At 72.1% G+C, this 17,587-nt stretch carries 14 protein-coding genes; 10 read left to right on the top strand and 4 right to left on the bottom strand.

Translation table 11 applies throughout. The annotated features are described in order from the left end of the window. Positions 1-168: 168 nt before the first annotated feature. From O7599_RS29090 to O7599_RS29080, 3 genes are all read right to left on the bottom strand, one after another. Positions 169-1,464 carry a discoidin domain-containing protein gene (locus tag O7599_RS29090; protein ID WP_281618573.1) on the bottom strand — a complete coding sequence of 432 codons (1,296 nt, stop codon included), beginning with the start codon at positions 1,462-1,464 and terminating at the stop codon, positions 169-171. 141 nt (positions 1,465-1,605) lie between these two features. Further along, entirely contained in the window at positions 1,606-5,244 is a 3,639-nt protein-coding gene (locus O7599_RS29085; RefSeq protein ID WP_281618572.1) for a chondroitinase-B domain-containing protein, read from the bottom strand. 319 nt (positions 5,245-5,563) lie between these two features. Then, positions 5,564-6,247: a pirin-like bicupin family protein gene (locus O7599_RS29080; protein ID WP_281618571.1), complete on the bottom strand. Its 684-nt coding sequence runs from the start codon at positions 6,245-6,247 to the stop codon at positions 5,564-5,566. A gap of 91 nt (positions 6,248-6,338) precedes the next feature. Between O7599_RS29080 and O7599_RS29075 the strand changes: the two genes are divergently transcribed. From O7599_RS29075 to fabF, 5 genes are all read left to right on the top strand, one after another. Then, positions 6,339-7,553 carry a helix-turn-helix domain-containing protein gene (locus O7599_RS29075; RefSeq protein ID WP_281618570.1) on the top strand — a complete coding sequence of 405 codons (1,215 nt, stop codon included), beginning with the start codon at positions 6,339-6,341 and terminating at the stop codon, positions 7,551-7,553. An 89-nt stretch (positions 7,554-7,642) separates the two neighbouring features. Continuing rightward, entirely contained in the window at positions 7,643-8,599 is a 957-nt protein-coding gene (locus tag O7599_RS29070) for an ACP S-malonyltransferase (protein WP_281618569.1), read from the top strand. Continuing rightward, the gene (locus tag O7599_RS29065; protein WP_281618568.1) at positions 8,596-9,630 is read left to right on the top strand and encodes a ketoacyl-ACP synthase III; all 1,035 of its coding nucleotides are present in this window, start codon (positions 8,596-8,598) and stop codon (positions 9,628-9,630) included. The genes O7599_RS29070 and O7599_RS29065 overlap by 4 nt, the downstream gene beginning before the upstream one ends. 82 nt (positions 9,631-9,712) lie before the next feature. Next, positions 9,713-9,961: an acyl carrier protein gene (locus O7599_RS29060; RefSeq protein WP_281618567.1), complete on the top strand. Its 249-nt coding sequence runs from the start codon at positions 9,713-9,715 to the stop codon at positions 9,959-9,961. Positions 9,962-10,067: 106 nt separating this feature from the next. After that, positions 10,068-11,333: a beta-ketoacyl-ACP synthase II gene (fabF, locus tag O7599_RS29055; RefSeq protein WP_281618566.1), complete on the top strand. Its 1,266-nt coding sequence runs from the start codon at positions 10,068-10,070 to the stop codon at positions 11,331-11,333. Positions 11,334-11,393: 60 nt separating this feature from the next. Here the strand turns inward: fabF and O7599_RS29050 are convergent, their stop codons facing one another. Next, complete coding sequence (locus O7599_RS29050) at positions 11,394-11,888, bottom strand: DUF3145 domain-containing protein (RefSeq protein ID WP_027743975.1); 495 nt, start codon at positions 11,886-11,888, stop codon at positions 11,394-11,396. A gap of 225 nt (positions 11,889-12,113) precedes the next feature. On the opposite strand from O7599_RS29050, the gene O7599_RS29045 reads away from it, so the two are divergent. The 5 genes from O7599_RS29045 to O7599_RS29025 all read left to right on the top strand — a co-directional run bounded on the left by O7599_RS29045 (position 12,114) and on the right by O7599_RS29025 (position 17,586). Beyond that, positions 12,114-13,016, top strand: a complete 903-nt coding sequence (locus O7599_RS29045) for a GDSL-type esterase/lipase family protein (protein WP_281618565.1) — start codon at positions 12,114-12,116, stop codon at positions 13,014-13,016. Positions 13,017-13,074: 58 nt separating this feature from the next. Further along, positions 13,075-14,181 carry an aldose epimerase family protein gene (locus O7599_RS29040; RefSeq protein WP_281618564.1) on the top strand — a complete coding sequence of 369 codons (1,107 nt, stop codon included), beginning with the start codon at positions 13,075-13,077 and terminating at the stop codon, positions 14,179-14,181. 90 nt (positions 14,182-14,271) lie between these two features. After that, a complete protein-coding gene (locus O7599_RS29035; protein ID WP_281618563.1) occupies positions 14,272-15,423 on the top strand; it encodes a mandelate racemase/muconate lactonizing enzyme family protein in 1,152 nt (383 codons plus the stop codon). Continuing rightward, positions 15,416-16,432: an alcohol dehydrogenase catalytic domain-containing protein gene (locus O7599_RS29030; protein ID WP_281618562.1), complete on the top strand. Its 1,017-nt coding sequence runs from the start codon at positions 15,416-15,418 to the stop codon at positions 16,430-16,432. Before O7599_RS29035 ends, O7599_RS29030 begins: the two co-directional genes overlap by 8 nt. An 86-nt stretch (positions 16,433-16,518) precedes the next feature. Beyond that, entirely contained in the window at positions 16,519-17,586 is a 1,068-nt protein-coding gene (locus O7599_RS29025) for a hypothetical protein (RefSeq protein WP_281618561.1), read from the top strand. Position 17,587 lies beyond the last annotated feature (1 nt).

The raw sequence follows: 17,587 nt of genomic DNA, 5'->3' as shown, positions 1-17,587 counted from the left end.
GGATCCCCCGGCGGAAGCCGACTCGACGCCTGGGGAAACGCCAGCTCTCCGACGGGGAGATCAGCCTGCCAGAGGTCGCGCCCGGGTTTCGTGAGCGACATGACGCACAGGAATGAAGCCGGAGGGGGCGGCCTCAGACAGACCGCCCCCTCCTTGAGCCGGGATCCGTCAGTCGGGCCCGTCGCCCGGGGTGACCGTCATGCCGACCGATCCGTAGTCCGAGCCGACCTCGTTGTCGCTGTAGAACTTCACGCCGGACGAGGCCGAGGTGACCTCCATGACCCGGGTCGAGGAGCCCACGAAGTCGTTGCGGGTGATCGCCACCTGGTCAGGACCGTCCAGCTTGATGGACTGGTTCCAACTGTCGCCCATCTCGTTGTCCGCGACGATCCAGTTCTTCATCCCGTCGGTGTTGCCGCCGGAGTTCCCGCCGCGGCCGTAGTCCTCGGCCATCAGCCACTGGTGGATGCTGGGGATGCTGTCCTCGCGGTCCGGGTTCGGCGGGCCGACGGCCTTGTTGCCGCGGATCTGCACGTCGTCACTGGCGATGGGGTGCGAGCTGGACACCCACGTCTGGATGAAGTCGGTGTGGCTGTCGCCCGGGTCGCCGGTCACGAAGTTGACGGCGGTGTTGTAGAGGATCTTGTGACGGTCGCCGAAGAACGTGATGGCGTTCAGGTCGCCGGGGCCCTCGACGCCCTTGATGTCGTTGTTCTGGATGGTCACGTTGGTGTTGTCGTCCGAGTAGATGCCGTACTGCTGCTCGGCGTCCACCCGGCAGTTCTGCACCACCACGTGGTCGTCCTCGATGAGGATGCCGCCGCGGACGGTGTTGCCCTGGCAGTCGTAGACCTTGGGCGCGGACGACGTGCCGCCGGAGTCGATCTCGTACCGGGAGTCCTGGTCCGGTACGAGGATGGCGCCGGGCGGCGTCGCCACGCCGCCGACGCCGAGGGACTGCCCGGGCGGAGTCGGATCGTCGCCGGGCGTGCCGGCCACGGTCGCCTCCGAGATGCTCGTCCACTTCGAGGAGTCGGAGGAGTCGTTGCCGTGGCCGACGATCCGTACGTAGCGGGCCTGCGCGGCGTCGACGTCGTACGTCTCGAAGTCGCTGGTGGCGCCGCTGCTGGTTTCCCGGGACAGCGCGGTCGACCACTCCGAGCCGTCCTGAGAGAGCTCGACGTCGAACGTCGCCCGCCGGTTGTCCCCCTCGTACCAGGCCAGCGACACCGAGTCGACGGTGGCGAGCGAGCCGAGGTCGAAGCTGATCCAGACGCCGTCACCGGCACCGGACCACCGGGTGGACAGGTCGCCGTCGATCGCGTTGGCCGGCTCGTTGCCGTCGTCGGCGCTGGCCGTCGCCGTCCTGATGGGCAGCGTCGCCGCCGACGCCGTCGGGCTGAGCAGCGCCACCGAGCCGATCGCCGTGCACGCGCACAGCGCGGCGGTCAGAATGCGTCTCACCGATAAACCTTTCCTCATCGTCGTCACCGTCCTGTCGGGGCGTTCGGAATGTTCACGTGCGTCTCCCGGGAGTGGGTCGCCTGACCGTCGCGAGGACACGACCGGCGGCGGCCGGGGCCGCCGCCGGTCGTGCCGCGCGTCCTACGGAGCGCTCGGGCCGACGTCGCCCCCGGTGAGGGGGGCTCGCGCGACGGCGGACGACGAGCGCTCGTCGGCTCCGGCGTCGGCGACGCCCGAGCGGGTCTGACCGTCCATGTCGTCGGTCACGAACGCGTGGTCGCCGGTGCCGCCGTCGATGGCCGGGCTGCCGGCTCCGATGCGCTGGACCGGTCCGTCGGCGTCCAGCAGCGGATCGGCCTGGCTGACGGCGTCGGAGGGCACGTCGACGCCGACGCTCGCCGAGCCCGTGGGCCAGGCGATGTTGCCGGCGTACGTCATGTCCTCCGGCTCCATGACCTCGTTGAACAGCTTGCCGCGGCTTCCTGTGACCACGTTGTCGGCGACGACCGAGTCGACCGGCGCGAGATCGTAGTTGGCGCCGATCTCGATGTTCGACACGTTGTTCACGAAGGTGTTGTTCACGACGGTCGCCCGGTAGACGCGCCAGTGCGCGTTCAGTGCGCCCGAGGTGTCCACGTCGCCGCCGTCGATCTGGAGCGCGGCGTCGTAGCCGGAGCCGGTCAGGCCCTCGAAGTAGTTGTTGTAGATCTTGTGGTCCCGGCCGTAGATCCGGATTCCTCCGGTTCCCGCCTTCCCCTCCCCGAGGAAGAAGTTGCCGTAGAAGGAGCCGCGGTTCCCGTGGCGCTGGGAGAGCACGCCCTGAGAGGTGCGGAAGGTGTTGTAGCGGACGACGTTGTCGTTGCTCTTCACGGACACGATCTCCGGGTCGCCGTCGCAGTTCTCGAAGAGGTTCGACTCGAGGACCGTGAATCCGCTCGACTCGGAGAGCGCGCTCTCGCCGACCCGGACGGCTTCCATCTCGTTCTCCGCACGGGGACCCATGTTGCGGAAGTGGTTGTGGTCGATCAGGTCATGCTGCGACTGCTGGGTCTCGGATCCGTCGATGGTGATGAAGTTTCCCAGCTCGTGCTTCTCCTCGAAGAGATTGTGATCGATCCGGTTGTGGTGGCTGTTCTCACCCTGGATGATCACCCACTTCAGCGACTCCTCCTCGGTCAGCCGGAAGTGGTTGCGGGTCAGCCGCACGTTGTTCGAGCTGGTGATCTTCAACGTGTCACTGTTCGTCCACTTCAGACCCTCGAAGGTGACGTACGAGGAGTCGAGCACCTCCAACTGCCCGTCCTCGATCACCGCCTGACCGCGGTTCTCCGCGACGACGGTGACGGGCTCGGCGGCGGTGCCGTTCTTGCCGCTCATCTTCCCGATCGAGTACGCGCCGTCCGCGAGGACGATGCGGTCCCCGGCGCGCGCGTCCCCCATCGCGTCCTGCAACTCGTCCGAGTCCGCGACCTCGACGGTACGGCCGGGGCCGGGTCCCGGCCCGGGATCCTCGCCGCCGCCGTCCTCACCGTGGACGACCGTCTCGGTGATGCTGGTCCAGTCGTTGGAGGTGTTGCCGTGGCCGACGATGCGCACGTAGCGGGCGGAGGCGTCGGCGAAGTCGTAGTTCTGCGGCTGGAGGCTGGTCCCGCTGCTCTCCTTGCCCGACAGGACCGGCGTCCACTCCTGTCCGTCGTCGGACAGCTCCACGTCGAAGGTGTTCTTCCTGGTGTCTCCCTGGTGCCAGGCGATCGACGTCGAACCGACGGTCTGTACGGAGCCGAGGTCGTAGCGGATCCACACCCCGTCGCCCTCGCCGGACCACCGGGTACTCAGATCGTCGTCCAGGGTGTTCTCGGGGACATTGCCGTCATCGGCGCTGGCCGTGACTCCCGTGACCGGCAGCGGAGAACCCGGAGAGCCGTCCGACGGCCCGACCGGATACGTCCGGACCCAGTCGACCTCGAACACCGCCGGGCGCAGACCGCTGTCGCCGGTGAAGTTGTCGAGCTGGATGACGAGATTCCCCAGGGGCATCGTCTGGATGTCCCCCCGGTCGGCGTTCGCGCCGTCCGCGAACCGGAACCATTCCTCCCCGTCGACGTAGCCGACCAGTTCCTCCGGTGTCCACTCGAACGCGAAGTTGTGCCACTGCGTCATGTCCACCGGGCAGAGTTCGGGGTTCTCCTTCTTGTCCGTCGGGCTGTCCGGGTAGTGCAGGAAAGCCGAGAGGCACTGCGCGTCGGGGTTCGAGTACTCGACCCAGTCGTACTCCCCGTTCTTGAGCCGGTCGCCGTGAGTGGGCCAGATCAGGTGCAGGGGGTGGTAGAGCCCGCCGCTGGAGCCGGTGTTCCGGGAGCGGGACCGGATCTCCCAGCGGCCGTACTGCATGTCGACGTTCTGCCGGATCCATCCGGTGTCGCCGTTCGCCTCGCCGCGCATGGTCATGATGCCGTCCGCGACGGTGCTGTTCTTCCCGCACCGGCGGCCGTTCCCCTCGTGCCCCTCCCAGCACTGGGGCGTGCCGCCGACGCTGCCCGACGGCACGTCCCACTTCGCGGGGTCGACCGGGCCGGTGTAGTCGAACTCGTCGGAGACCGGGAGCGGTTCGCCCCAGTCGTACCGGTCGGCCGCCTGCGTCGGGTCCTCGGCCGCCAGACCGTCGTCGTGGCTGACGCTCAGATCGTAGATCTCCACCTGGCCGTAGTTGTCGTCGCTGCACGGCGACGAGCGCTCGCAGTTGGCCTGGGTGTACGCGCCGGCCTTGAAGTAGCCGCCGGAGAAGTCCGCCGGGACCGTGGTCTCCAGCTCGCCGTTGTAGTAGGCCTTGATCTCGCCGTCGCTGACCACGAACTTCGCCTGGAACCTCGTGCCGAGCTCGTAGTCGTCGGTCACGAGGTGGTGATTGCTGTCCTCGGGAGAGGTGATGTAGAGCTTGGTGTCCTCCAGGCGGAAGACCGAGACGTCGTCCGAGGAGTCGTGGATCTGCCCGGCGACGACATGCGGCTTCTCTTCCGGGACGTCCGTGATGGCCTGGTCGATCACCATCGTGTGCGTGCCGGAGTTCGCGGACCAGGCCGCCTTGGTCTCCCCCGAGTCCGTCATCTCGCGCAGTTCCGAGCGCGGATAGTTGGAGCCGCTGGTGGTGACCCCGTTGACGGCGGCGCGGAACTGGACGGCGTCGCAGTCCGCGGTCGTGGTGAACCACGGGTCGACCGAGAAGGTGTCGAGTTCCGGCTGGTAGACGTTGGTCGGCGACTCCTCCTCGCCGGTCGGCAGCCCGATGTACCAGTTCGTCAGGTCCAGGACGTCGGCCGGGTACTCACACTCGCCGCCGCCGCCTCCGCCGTCCTCACCGTGGACGGTGGTCTCGGTGATGCTGGTCCAGTCGTTGAAGGTGTTGCCGTGGCCGACGATGCGCACGTAGCGGGCGGAGGCGTCGGCGAAGTCGTAGTTCTGCGGCTGGAGGCTGGTCCCGCTGCTCACTTTCCGTGACAGGGCCGGCGTCCACTGCTGTCCGTCGTCGGACAGTTCGACGTCGAAGGTGCTCCTTCTGGTGTCTCCCTGGTGCCAGGCGATCGACGCCGAGCCGACGGTCTGCACGGAGCCGAGGTCGTAGCGGATCCACACCCCGTCGCCCTCCGCGGACCACCGGGTACTCAGATCGTCGTCGAGGGTGTTTTCGGGCACGTTGCCGTCATCGGCGCTGGCGGTGACGGCCGTGACCGGCAGGGGCGCACCGATCTCGGCTGTCTCGGCCGACGCGACCGGCTGGTACACGCTGGAGACTCCGAGGGCTAAGACGCCCACCAGAAGCGCGCGAGTCGTTCTCTTCACAGGGCCTCACTGTGGTCGGAGCACCGGGCCGACCGAGGGGATCTGCCCGGCGCCGAACGGTTGTGGTGGAACACCGCGAGGTTGCGCACGGCGATGCCGCCTGCACGGCGCGGCCGCGTCGGAGAGCTTCGTACAGCAGGGGTGGTGCCGTGGTGACGCGGTCGGGCGCAGGCAGTCGGCACGCTGTCAGACGCGTGCGGGGACCGGTCCCCCACCATCCCGCCCGGCCGTCGTCAAGGAGACGGCCGGTGTACAAACGCTTTCATACGCCCGCCGCCTGCATCTCCCACACCAGCACCTCGGCGGGCTCCACCGCGGTGAGGTCCAGCCGCTCGCAGCCCGCGATACGCGCCGCGTCCCCCGCCTCCGCCGGCGGGGCGTCGCCCGCGCCCCCGCCCCCGATGCGCACCGCGCCGCGGACCACGTGCACGTAGACCCACGGGGCGTCCGGCAGCGCCGTGCGTCCGCCCGCGCGCAGGCGGCGTACATGGAGGACGGCCGCGGCCTCCTCGACGGCCAGCGGGGTGCCGTCGGCGATGCCGCGGACGATCTCGTACGACGGGGTGCCGCCCGGTTCCGCCGGCATCAGCCACATCTGCAGGAACGTCAGCGGCGCGGGGCCCGCGTTGCGCTCCACGTGGCGGATGCCCGTGCCCGCCGACAGGCGCGCGACGTCACCGGGGCGGACCGTCTCGGTGCGGCCCGCGGAGTCCTCGTGGGTCAGCTCGCCGTCGAGGACCCAGGTGACGATCTCCATGTCGCGGTGCGGGTGTTCGGCGAAGCCCGCGCCGGGCCGCAGCCGCTCCTCGTTGCACGCGACGAGCGCGCCGAAGCGGACGTTCTGCGGGTCGTAGAAGCCGCCGAAGGAGAAGGCGTGCAGCGTCTCGACTCCCGCCCCCGCGTCCCCGCCGCGGTAGCGCCCGGGACCCCGCCGTAGCTGAATCACCCCGCCACCGTACGCCGCCGGAAGTCGCCCCCGCGCCGGCCGGAAGACGCCGCTTTCGTCCGGGGCGACCCGGATAGGGCAGGCTAGACCCGTGCCTGAACCGACCGAGACACCCGAGCCGCCCGATCGTGACGCCGCTCGGTTGCAGCATCCGCACGCCGCGACCCTGCGCCGGCTGGAGAAGTCGTCCGGGGAACTGGCCGCCGCCGCCATCGCCCGGATGGATGAGCAGTTGCCCTGGTACCGGGCCATGCCCCCGGAGCACCGCTCGTGGATCGGGCTGGTGGCGCAGGCGGGCATCGCCGCGTTCACGGAGTGGTTCCGGCACCCCGAGACGCCGCAGGCCATCTCCACCGACGTCTTCGGCACCGCGCCGCGGGAGCTGACGCGGGCGGTCACCCTGCGGCAGACGGTGGAGATGGTGCGGACGACGATCGAGGTCATGGAGTCCGCCATCGGGGAGGTGGCCGCGCCGGGCGACGAGTCCGCGCTGCGCGAGGCGCTGCTCGTCTACGCCCGCGAGATCGCCTTCGCCACCGCCCAGGTCTACGCGCAGGCCGCGGAGGCCCGCGGCGCCTGGGACGCGCGGCTGGAGTCGCTGGTGGTCAACGCGGTGCTCTCCGGCGAGGCCGACGAGGGCGCCCTGTCGCGCGCGGCGGCGCTCGGCTGGAGCGCGCCGGAGCACGTGTGCGTGGTGCTCGGCACCGCGCCCGACGGGGACAGCGAGCTGACCGTGGAGGCGATCCGGCGGGCCTCGCGGCACGCGAAGCTCCAGGTCCTCACCGGTGTGCTGGGCAGCCGCCTGGTGGTCGTCGCGGGCGGCAGCGCCGATCCGCTGAAGGCGGCGAAGGCGCTGATCGGCCCGTTCGCGCAGGGTCCCGTGGTGGCCGGTCCCGTGGTCGGCGACCTGCTGGCCGCGACCCGTTCCGCGCAGGCCGCGGCGGCCGGGCTGAAGGCGTGTTCTGCGTGGGAGGACGCGCCGCGGCCGGTGCTGGCGGACGACCTGCTGCCGGAACGGGCGATCGCCGGCGATCCGGCGGCGCGCGAACAACTGGTGGAGGAGATCTACAGTCCTCTGGCGGAGGCCGGCTCGGCGCTCCTGGAGACGCTGAGCGTCTACCTGGAGCAGGCGTCGAGCCTCGAAGGCGCCGCGCGGATGTTGTTCGTTCACCCCAACACCGTTCGCTACCGGCTGCGACGTGTGACCGATGTCACGGGCTGGTCCCCGTCCGATGTCCGTTCGGCGTTTACTCTGCGTATCGCACTGATCCTCGGCCGGCTGACGGAGACGGAGCCCCAGCCGTAACCGTTTGTTCGGACTCAACAAAACCCTCCGGTGTTCTTCGTCCCCGTCCTCACGGGCGGCAGACACCCCCGACAAGAGAAGGTTGAAGGGTGCTCGTACTCGCAGCTCCCGGCCAGGGCGCACAGACGCCCGGCTTCCTCACCCCCTGGCTCGACCTGCCCGGCGTCGCCGAGCGGCTGTCGGCCTGGTCGGACGTCGCCGGGCTCGATCTGGTCCGGGCCGGCACCGAGGCGGACGAGGACGAGATCCGCGACACCGCCGTGGCGCAGCCGCTGCTGGTCGCCGCCGGCCTGGTCAGCGCGTACGCGCTCTTCGACGGCCCCGCGCCGCTGCGCCGGCAGGTGGGCATGGTCGCGGGCCACAGCGTCGGCGAGCTGACCGCCGCCGCGCTCGCCGGGGTGATCACCGACGAGGAGGCCATCGCGCTGGTACGGGCCAGGGGCCTGGCCATGGCGGAGGCCGCCGCCGTCACGGAGACGGGCATGTCCGCCGTCCTCGGCGGCGAGCAGGACACGGTGCTCGCGCACCTGGACCGCCTCGGCCTCACCCCCGCCAACGTCAACGGCGCCGGCCAGATCGTCGCCGCCGGCACCGCCGCGCAGCTCGCGGAGCTGGCCGCCGACAAGCCCGAGGGGGCGCGCCGCGTCATGCCGCTGAAGGTCGCCGGCGCCTTCCACACCGAGCACATGAAGCCCGCCGTGGCCGCGCTGGCGGCGCGCGCCGGGCGGCTCACCCCCGCGGACCCGCAGATTCCGTACGTGTCCAACGGCGACGGCCGCGTGGTGAGCACCGGCGCGGAGGTCGTCGAGCGGCTGGTCGACCAGGTCGCCAGCCCGGTCCGCTGGGACGCCTGCATGGAGACCTTCGCGGCACACGGCGCGACCGCGCTGGTCGAGGCCGCCCCCGGCGGCACGCTCACCGGACTCGCCAAGCGCGCCCTCAAGGGCGTGGCGGCGGTTCCGCTGAAGACTCCCGAGGACATCGAGAAGGCCCGCGCCGCCGTCGCCGAGACGGCCGCCGCGGCGGCCGCGGAGGAGAGCGCATGACCGCGAAGATCCGGCCCACCAAGGGTGCTCCGTACGCCCGCATCATGGGCGTCGGCGGCTACCGCCCGACCCGCGTCGTGACCAACGAGGAGATCCTGCAGTACATCGACTCCTCCGACGAGTGGATCCGCAGCCGCTCGGGCATCGCCACCCGGCACTGGGCGGGCCCGGACGAGACCGTCGCCCAGATGTCCGTCGAGGCCGCGGGCAAGGCGCTCGCGGCGGCGGGCGTGACGGCGGAGCAGATCGACGCCGTGATCATCTCGACCGTCTCGCACTTCCTGCAGACGCCGTCGGTCGCCACCGAGATCGCGCACCTGCTGGGCGCCGGCAAGCCGGCCGCGTTCGACATCTCCGCCGCCTGCGCCGGCTTCGGGTACGGGCTGACGCTGGCCAAGGGCCTGATCGTGGAGGGCAGCGCGGAGCACGTGCTCGTCGTCGGCGTCGAGCGGCTCTCGGACCTCACCGACACGTCCGACCGGACCACCGCCTTCCTCTTCGGGGACGGCGCCGGAGCGGTCGTCGTCGGCCCCGCCGACGAGCCGGGCATCGGCCCCTCGGTGTGGGGCTCGGAGGGCGACAAGCACGAGACCATCAAGCAGACCGTGTCGTGGGACCGCTTCCGCGTCGGCGACCTGGGCGAACTGCCCCTGGACGACAACGGCGACGTGAAGTTCCCCGCCATCACCCAGGAGGGCCAGACGGTCTTCCGCTGGGCGGTCTACGAGATGGCCAAGGTCGCCCAGGAAGCCCTGGAGGCCGCCGGCATCACGCCGGACGACCTGGACGTCTTCATCCCGCACCAGGCCAACATGCGGATCATCGACTCGATGGTGAAGACCCTCAAGCTGCCGGAGCATGTCGCGGTCGCCCGCGACATCGAGACCACCGGCAACACCTCGGCCGCCTCCATCCCGCTGGCCATGGAGCGGATGCTGGCGACCGGGCAGGCGAAGAGCGGGGACACCGCCCTCGTCATCGGGTTCGGGGCCGGACTGGTCTACGCCGCCACGGTCGTGACCCTTCCCTGACCCGCGGTCGGGCCGCCCGACCGCCCCGCAGCTCACTCCACTCGAGAACAACCTCAAGGAACGGAAAGAAGGAGTCCCCAAGATGGCCGCCACTCAGGAAGAGATCGTCGCCGGTCTCGCGGAGATCGTGAACGAGATCGCCGGCATCCCGGTCGAGGACGTCCAGTCGGACAAGTCGTTCACCGACGACCTGGACGTCGACTCGCTGTCCATGGTCGAGGTCGTCGTCGCCGCCGAGGAGCGCTTCGACGTCAAGATCCCGGACGACGACGTCAAGCAGCTCAGGACCGTCGGCGACGCCACGGACTACATCCTCAAGCACCAGAGCTGACCGACCGGTCGCCCGCTGTCGCCACCCCCTCCCCTGCGCCCGCGGGCGCGGCGGCGGCCCGCGGTGGCACCGTAGAAACACCTCAACCTTCGGAGTGAGCATCGACGTGAACGCGACCGATCGCACCGTGGTCGTCACCGGAATCGGCGCCACCACACCGCTGGGTGGCGACAGCGCGTCCACCTGGGACGGCCTGGTGGCCGGCCGTTCCGGCATCGCGGACCTGGACCACCCGTGGGCCGCCGACCTGCCCGTGCGGTTCGCGGGCGAGGTCGCGGTGGAGCCCACCGAGACCATCCCCCGGCCGCAGGCCCGCAAGCTGGACCGGGCGGCGCAGTTCGCGCTCGTCGCCACCCAGGAGGCGTGGGCCGACGCCGGGTTCACCGCCCGGGCGGGCGAGGACTCCGCGGTCGACCCCGACCGGCTCGGCGCCGTCGTGGCCTCCGGCATCGGCGGCGTGACGACCCTGCTGGACCAGTACGACAACCTCCGGGACAAGGGTCCCCGGCGCGTCTCGCCGCACACGGTGCCGATGCTCATGCCCAACAGCCCGGCGGCCAACGTCGGCCTGCAGATCAACGCCCGGGCCGGCGTGCACACGCCGGTCAGCGCCTGCGCCTCCGGCGGGGAGGCGATCGGCTACGCGGTGGAGATGATCCGCACCGGCCGCGCCGACGTCGTCGTGGCCGGCGGCACGGAGGCGGCGATCCACCCGCTGCCCATCGCGGCGTTCGCCAACATGATGGCGATGTCGAAGAACAACGACGACCCGCGCGGCGCCTCCCGCCCGTACGACAAGGAGCGCGACGGCTTCGTGCTCGGCGAGGGCGCGGGCGTGCTGGTGCTGGAGTCCGCGGAGCACGCGAAGCGGCGCGGGGCGACGGTCTACTGCGAGGCGGTCGGCCAGGGGCTGTCGGCGGACAGCCACCACATCGCGCAGCCGGAGCCGAGCGGCCGCGGCATCGCGGCGGCGCTGGAGAACCTGTTCGCGCAGAACGACCTGACGCCCGCCGAGGTCGTCCACGTCAACGCGCACGCGACGTCGACGCCGCAGGGCGACGTGGCGGAGATCAAGGCCATGCAGAAGGTGTTCGGCGACGAGCTGGGGCACGTCCTCGTCTCCGGTACGAAGTCGATGACCGGCCATCTGCTGGGCGGCGCCGGCGGCATCGAGTCGGTGACGGCGGTGCTGACGGTCAGGCACCGCGTCGCGCCGCCGACGATCAACGTCGACGACCTGGACGACGAGGTCGACCCGGCGCTGATCGCCGTGCAGGCGACCCCGCTGCCGCAGAGCGGCCGGATCGTCGCGCTGAACAACTCGTTCGGCTTCGGCGGCCACAACGTGGTGCTCGCGTTCCGCTCGGTCTGACGCGCGGTCCGGCCGGCCCGGCCGCGACCGTCCCCCGGCGGGCCCGACGGCCCGCCGGGTTCAGACGACCTGGTGCAGCCAGCGGACCGGCGCGCCCTCGCCGGCGTAGCGGAAGGGCTCCAGCTCGTCGTCCCACGGCTTGCCCAGCAGCTTGGCGATCTCCGCCTCCAACTGCGTCTCGCCGCGCTGCGCGCGGGCCAGCGCCGCGCGCAGCCGGTCCTCGGGGATGAGGATGTCGCCGTGCACGCCGGTGACGGCGTGGAAGATGCCGAGGTCGGGGGTGGAGCTGTAGCGCTCGCCCTCCGCGGTGGCGTACGGCTCGGCGGTGACCTCGAAGCGCAGCAGGTGCCAGCCGCGCAGCGCGGAGGCCAGCCGGGACGCGGTGTCGGGCTCGCCCTGCCAGGAGAACTCCGCGCGCCACGTGCCGGGAGAGGCGGGCTGCGGGATCCAGTCCAGGCTGATCCGGCCGCCGAGGACGCCGGCGACCGCCCACTCGATGTGCGGGCAGAGCGCCCGCGGGGCAGAGTGGACGAACAGAACTCCACGCGTCGTCACCGGGGGCCTCCATCCGCGGGCTCGAAGTTGCCTAGAGTAAACACCACGGGTCGCCTTTCCGGGTAAACAGGACACTCCGCCACCGGGTGCGATCCCGCCGCGATACGGGCCGTTGAGCACCAGCCAAGCTATCGCGCCGGCGCACTCCGCGCGTGCCGTACGGTCGGTCCTGGGCATGCTGACTACGTTCGGAGGACGACCTCGGGGGCGGGAGGGAGCGCAGGGATGCGCAAAGGGGCGGCACTCGTCTTCTCGGGGGCGGTCGCGTGGTCACTGGTCCTCGCCGGCTGCACCGGCGAGGGCTCGACACAGGGGAGGGACAGGGGATCTGCCGCGCCGTCAGGCGGCGCCGAGGACGTGGGGGCACCGTCGGAGCAGGCGAGGGCGGCGCCCCGGCCGCCGCGGTCGGTGGCCGCGCTCGGCGACTCCATCACGCGCGGCTTCCACGCCTGCGAACCCCTCTCGGACTGCCCGGAGAAGTCCTGGTCGACGGGCACCTCGAAGGACGTGGACAGCCTCGCGGGGCGGTTGCTGGACAAGCCGTCGGGGCACACCTGGAATTTCGCCCGTTCGGGCGCGCAGGTGGCGGATCTGCCGGTCCAGACGGGCGAGGCCATCGCCCGCCGCCCGGACCTCGTGACGGTCCTCATCGGCGCCAACGACGCCTGCACGGACAGCGCGGCGGGGATGACGCCGGTGGCGGACTTCCGCACGGCGGTGGCGGACTCGCTGGACCGGCTGGCGGCCGACCTGCCGCGGACGCAGGTGTACGTCTCCAGCGTGCCGAGCCTGATGCGGCTGTGGGAGGTGGGCCGCGGCAGCGCGCTGACCCGGCAGATCTGGTCGCTGGGCATCTGCCAGTCGATGCTGGAGGACCCGTCGGACCTCGGCGTGTCCGCGACCGGCCGGCGCGACGCGGTGCAGGAGCGGGTGGTGGAGTTCAACGCGGTGCTCCAGGAGGAGTGCGGGAAGCACCCGCTGTGCGTGTACGACGACGGGGCGGCGTTCCAGTACGCCTTCACCGGCGACCACCTGAGCCGCTGGGACTCCTTCCACCCGGACGAGGAGGGCCAGCGGGTCCTGGCGGAGATCGCGTACGAGAAGCTCCGCGCGGCCCGGGAGGAGTAGGCGGGCCGGGCGTCGGGCGGCGCGCGGGACGGCCGGGCGGGGCGCATAAGGTCTCCCCATGGCCGAGACTCCCCTGCCCCCGCCCGACGCCGCGCCGGCGCCCTCCGTCACCGCCGAGCCCTTCGGGAAGCTCGCCGACGGCACTCCCGTCGAGCGGTGGACGCTGGTCGCGGGCGGCACCCGGGTGCGGGTGCTGTCGTACGGCGGGATCGTGCAGTCCGTGGAGGTGCCGGACCGGGCCGGGCGGTACGCGAACGTGGCGCTGGGGCTGGCGACCGTGGACGAGTACGTGGCCCACGCGGACCCGTACTTCGGCGCGCTCATCGGGCGGTACGCCAACCGCATCGCGGGGGCCTCGTTCGCCCTCGACGGCCGCACGTACGCGCTGCCCGCCAACGACGGCCCCAACTGCCTGCACGGCGGCGCCCGCGGCTTCGACAAGCGGGTGTGGGCCGCGGCCGAGGCGCCGGCCGCGCCGGGTGCCGCCGCGCTGCTGCTGTCGCGGACGAGCCCGGACGGGGAGGAGGGCTTCCCCGGCACGCTCCAGGTGCGGGCGACGTACACCGTGACCGCCGGGGGCGCGCTGCGCTTCGACTACGAGGCGGCCACCGACGCGCCGACGGTGGTGAGCCTCACGAACCACTCGTACGTCAACCTCGACGGCGAGGGCAGCGGGAGCGTCGAGGACCACCGGCTGCGCATCGCCGCCAGCCGGTTCACCGTCAACACGCCCACCTCGGCGCCGACCGGCGAGATCGCGGACGTGGCGGGCACCCCGTTCGACTTCCGCACCGCGCGCCCCGTCGGCGCCGAACTGCGCTCCGGGCACCCTCAGTTGCTGATCGGCCGCGGGTACGACCAGAACTTCGTGCTCGACAAGGGCGTCACCGCCGGACCCGAGCCGGTGGCCGAGGTCCGCTCGCCGGCCTCGGGCCGGGTGCTGCGGGTGCTGACCACCGAGCCCGGACTGCAGCTCTACACCGCGAACTTCGTCTTCCCGTCGTTCACCGGGCTCTCCGGGCGGGCATACCGTCCGGGTGACGGACTCGCGCTGGAGACCCAGCACTTCGCCGACGCACCGCACCACCCGCACTTCCCCTCGACCGTGCTGCGGCCCGGCGAGCATTACCGTTCGGCCACGGTCTACGAGTTCGCCGTGCGCTGACCGTTGACACCTGCCGCTTGCCTCCTTACTGTCGCGCCAGCATTTCGAACGACTGACGAAATCTCGAACACGGTGAAGGAGCCCGCAGCCGTGCGCATCACCGGAATCAGCACGCACGTGGTCGGCACCCCCTGGCGCAACCTGACCTACGTCCAAGTGCACACCGACGAGGGCCTGACCGGGGTCGGCGAGACCCGGATGCTGGGCCACACCGACGCCCTCGTCGGCTATCTCCGCGAGGCGGAGGCGAACCACATCGCGGGCTCCGACCCGTTCGCGATCGAGGACCTGGTCCGCCGGATGAAGTACGGCGACTTCGGCCGGGCCGGCGAGATCGTGATGTCGGGGATCGCGTGCGTCGAGACGGCCTGCTGGGACATCAAGGGCAAGGCGCTGGGTGTGCCCGTGTGGCAGTTGCTCGGCGGCGCGGTGACCGACCGGGTCAAGGCGTACGCCAACGGCTGGTACACCACCGAGCGCACCCCGGAGGCGTACCACGAGGCGGCCCGCAGGGTGGTCGAGCGCGGCTACCGGGCGCTGAAGATCGACCCGTTCGGCGCGGGCCGTTTCGAGCTGGACCACGCCGAGTCCCGCTACGCCGTCTCCCTCATCGAGGCCGTGCGCGACGCCGTCGGCGACGAGGTGGAGGTGATGCTGGAGATGCACGGCCGCTTCTCACCGGCCACCGCGGTGCGGCTGGCCCGGGAGATGGCCCCGTTCCGGCCGGCGTGGCTGGAGGAGCCGGTGCCGCCGGAGAACCTGAAGGCGCTGGCGAAGGTGGCGCGGAAGGTGGACCTGCCGGTGGCGACCGGGGAGCGGATCCACGACCGGATCGAGTTCCGCGAGCTGTTCGAGAGCCAGGCCGCCGACATCGTCCAGCCGGACGTGGGACACGTCGGCGGCATCCTGGAGACCCGCAAGCTCGCCGCCACCGCCGAGACCCACTACGTGCTGGTCGCGCCGCACAACGTCGGCGGCCCGGTGCTGACCGCGGCCTCCTTGCAGGTCGGCTTCTGCACGCCCAACTTCAAGATCCTGGAGCACTTCAACGACTTCGCCGACGCGGAGATCAAGGAGGTCGTCAAGGGCGCGCCCGAGGTGGTCGACGGCTACTTCGCCCGCTCGTCGGCCCCGGGCCTGGGGGTGGAGCTGGACACCGACGCGGCGGCGGAGTTCCCGCAGCAGCGGGCGCACTTCGACCTGTGGGCCGAGGGCTGGGAGAAGAGGAACCCCGATGGCTGAGGCCCACCGCGCGGTCGTGCTGGAGCGCCCGGGCCGGGTGCGGGTCGAGAGCGTGGCGACCGGGCTGCTCCGGCCCGGCGAGGTGCGGGTGCGGGTGTACGCGGCGGGGGTGTGCGGCAGCGACCGCGAGGTGTACGACGGCACCCGGCCGGCCGGCTACGTCACGTACCCCCTGACGCCCGGCCACGAGTGGTCGGGGACCGTCGAGGCCGTCGGGCCGGGCGTCGGCGAGGAGCTGGGCGGGCGGAAGGTCGTCGCCGAGGGCTTCCGCCGCTGCCAGGTGTGCGCGCGCTGCCGGGCCGGCGAGCCGAACCTGTGCGAGGGGCCGTACGACGAGACGGGGTTCACCCGGCCCGGGGCGTTCGCGGAGACCGTGACGGTGCCGGCGACGCTGCTGCACGTCCTGGACGACGCCGCCGACCTGCGCGCCGCCGCGCTGCTGGAGCCGGCGGCGGTCGCCGCGGCGGCGGTGCTGCGCGGGGGGCCGCTGCCGGGCGAGCGGGTGGCCGTCGTCGGCGGCGGCACGCTGGGGCTGCTGGCGGTGCAGTTGCTCGCCGCGTACTCCCCCGCGGAGCTGCTGGTGGTCGAGCCGCGGGAGGAACGGGCCGCGCAGGCGCGGGTGTGCGGCGCCCGGACGGTGGCGCCCGGCGACACCGCCGGCCTGGCGGGGGCGTACGACATGGTGGTGGAGACGGCGGGTGCGGCGCGGTCGGCGGTGGCCGCGGTGGCGCTGGCGCGCCGCGGCGGGCGGGCCGTGGTCACGGGCATCCCGCCGGGCGGCGCGGCGGGCATCGACCCGCTGGAGCTGTCGATGCGCCAGGTCGCCGTCCTCGGCGTCTTCGGCGCCCCGCCGGCGGCGTGGTCGTACGCGGTGCGCGCGCTCGGCGCCGGGCTGCTGGACCCGGCCGCGCTGATCACCCACGAACTGCCCCTCGACGCGTACGAGAAGGCCGTCGGCCTCGTCGGCGGCACCGACCCCGCCGTCGGCAAGGTGCTGCTGCGGCCGTAGCCCGGAGAGCGGCCGTCCAGGCGACGGCCGCTGTTCCTTTGTGATCACAACCGAACGACGTCCGAAATGCCGAACAAAGGAGTACCGTGCCTCATGCCCCCGGTGAACCGGCCCTCGGCCGCCTCGGCTTCCGCGCCCGGCCGGCCGACCCGGCCGACACCTCGCCGCACGCCTTCCCCGACGGAGGCCGGTGGCGTACCGAGATCCCGTCCGTCGAAGGCCCGGAAGCGCTGGCCGCCGTCCTGAAGGAGAGCACCCGCCTCGGCGTGCCGGTCCACCGGATCAGCCAGGGCAGCGGCGTGTGGATGCTCACCGACACCGAGATCACCGACATGGTCGCGGCCTGCGCCGCACGGGACGTCGAGCTGTGCCTGTTCACCGGCCCGCGCGGCACCTGGGACACCGGCGCCGCCACCCGCAGCGCCTCCGGCGGCGCCGGACTGCGGGCCCGCGGGCACGACCAGCTCGCCGGCTGCGTGGAGGACGCGCTCCGGGCCGCGAGCCTGGGCGTGACGTGCCTGCTCGTCGCCGACGAGGGCGTGCTGTGGCTGCTGCACGGGCTGCGCGAGCTGGGCGAGTTGCCCGCGCACACCACGTTCAAGGTCTCCGCGCTCGTCGGCCCGGTGAACCCCGCCGCGTACGCGGTCTGGGAACGGCTCGGCGCCGACTCGCTCAACATCCCCTCGGACCTGTCGCTCCAGCAGCTCACCGAGATCCGCCGGGCCAGCGCCGCGCCGATGGACCTGTACGTGGAGGCGCCCGACGACCTCGGCGGCTTCGTGCGGATGTACGACGCCGCCGAGCTGATCCGCCGCGGCGCCCCGCTGTACCTGAAGTTCGGCCTCTCCAAGGCCCCCGGGATCTACCCGTACGGCGCCCACATGCGCGAGACGGTGATCGCCACCGCGCGCGAACGGGTGCGCCGCGGACGGCTGGTCCTGGACCTCCTCGACCGCCTCGGAGCCGGCGACGCCATGTCCCCGCTCGGCTCCCGGCTGCCCGGCGACCTGCGCCGGTTCCCCGCCCCCGAGCCTGCCACCTCCCCCGCGCCCGAGCCTGACACCTCCCGCCCGCCCGAGTCTGACACCTCCCGCCCGCCCGACCCTGCCACCTCCCCCAACTCCGCCCCCGCCTCCGTACCCGAAGGGATCTGAC

It is taken from the genome of Streptomyces sp. WMMC500, assembly GCF_027497195.1.
Classification (GTDB): Bacteria; Actinomycetota; Actinomycetes; order Streptomycetales; family Streptomycetaceae; genus Streptomyces.
This window is presented reverse-complemented; position numbering and strand designations above follow the sequence as displayed.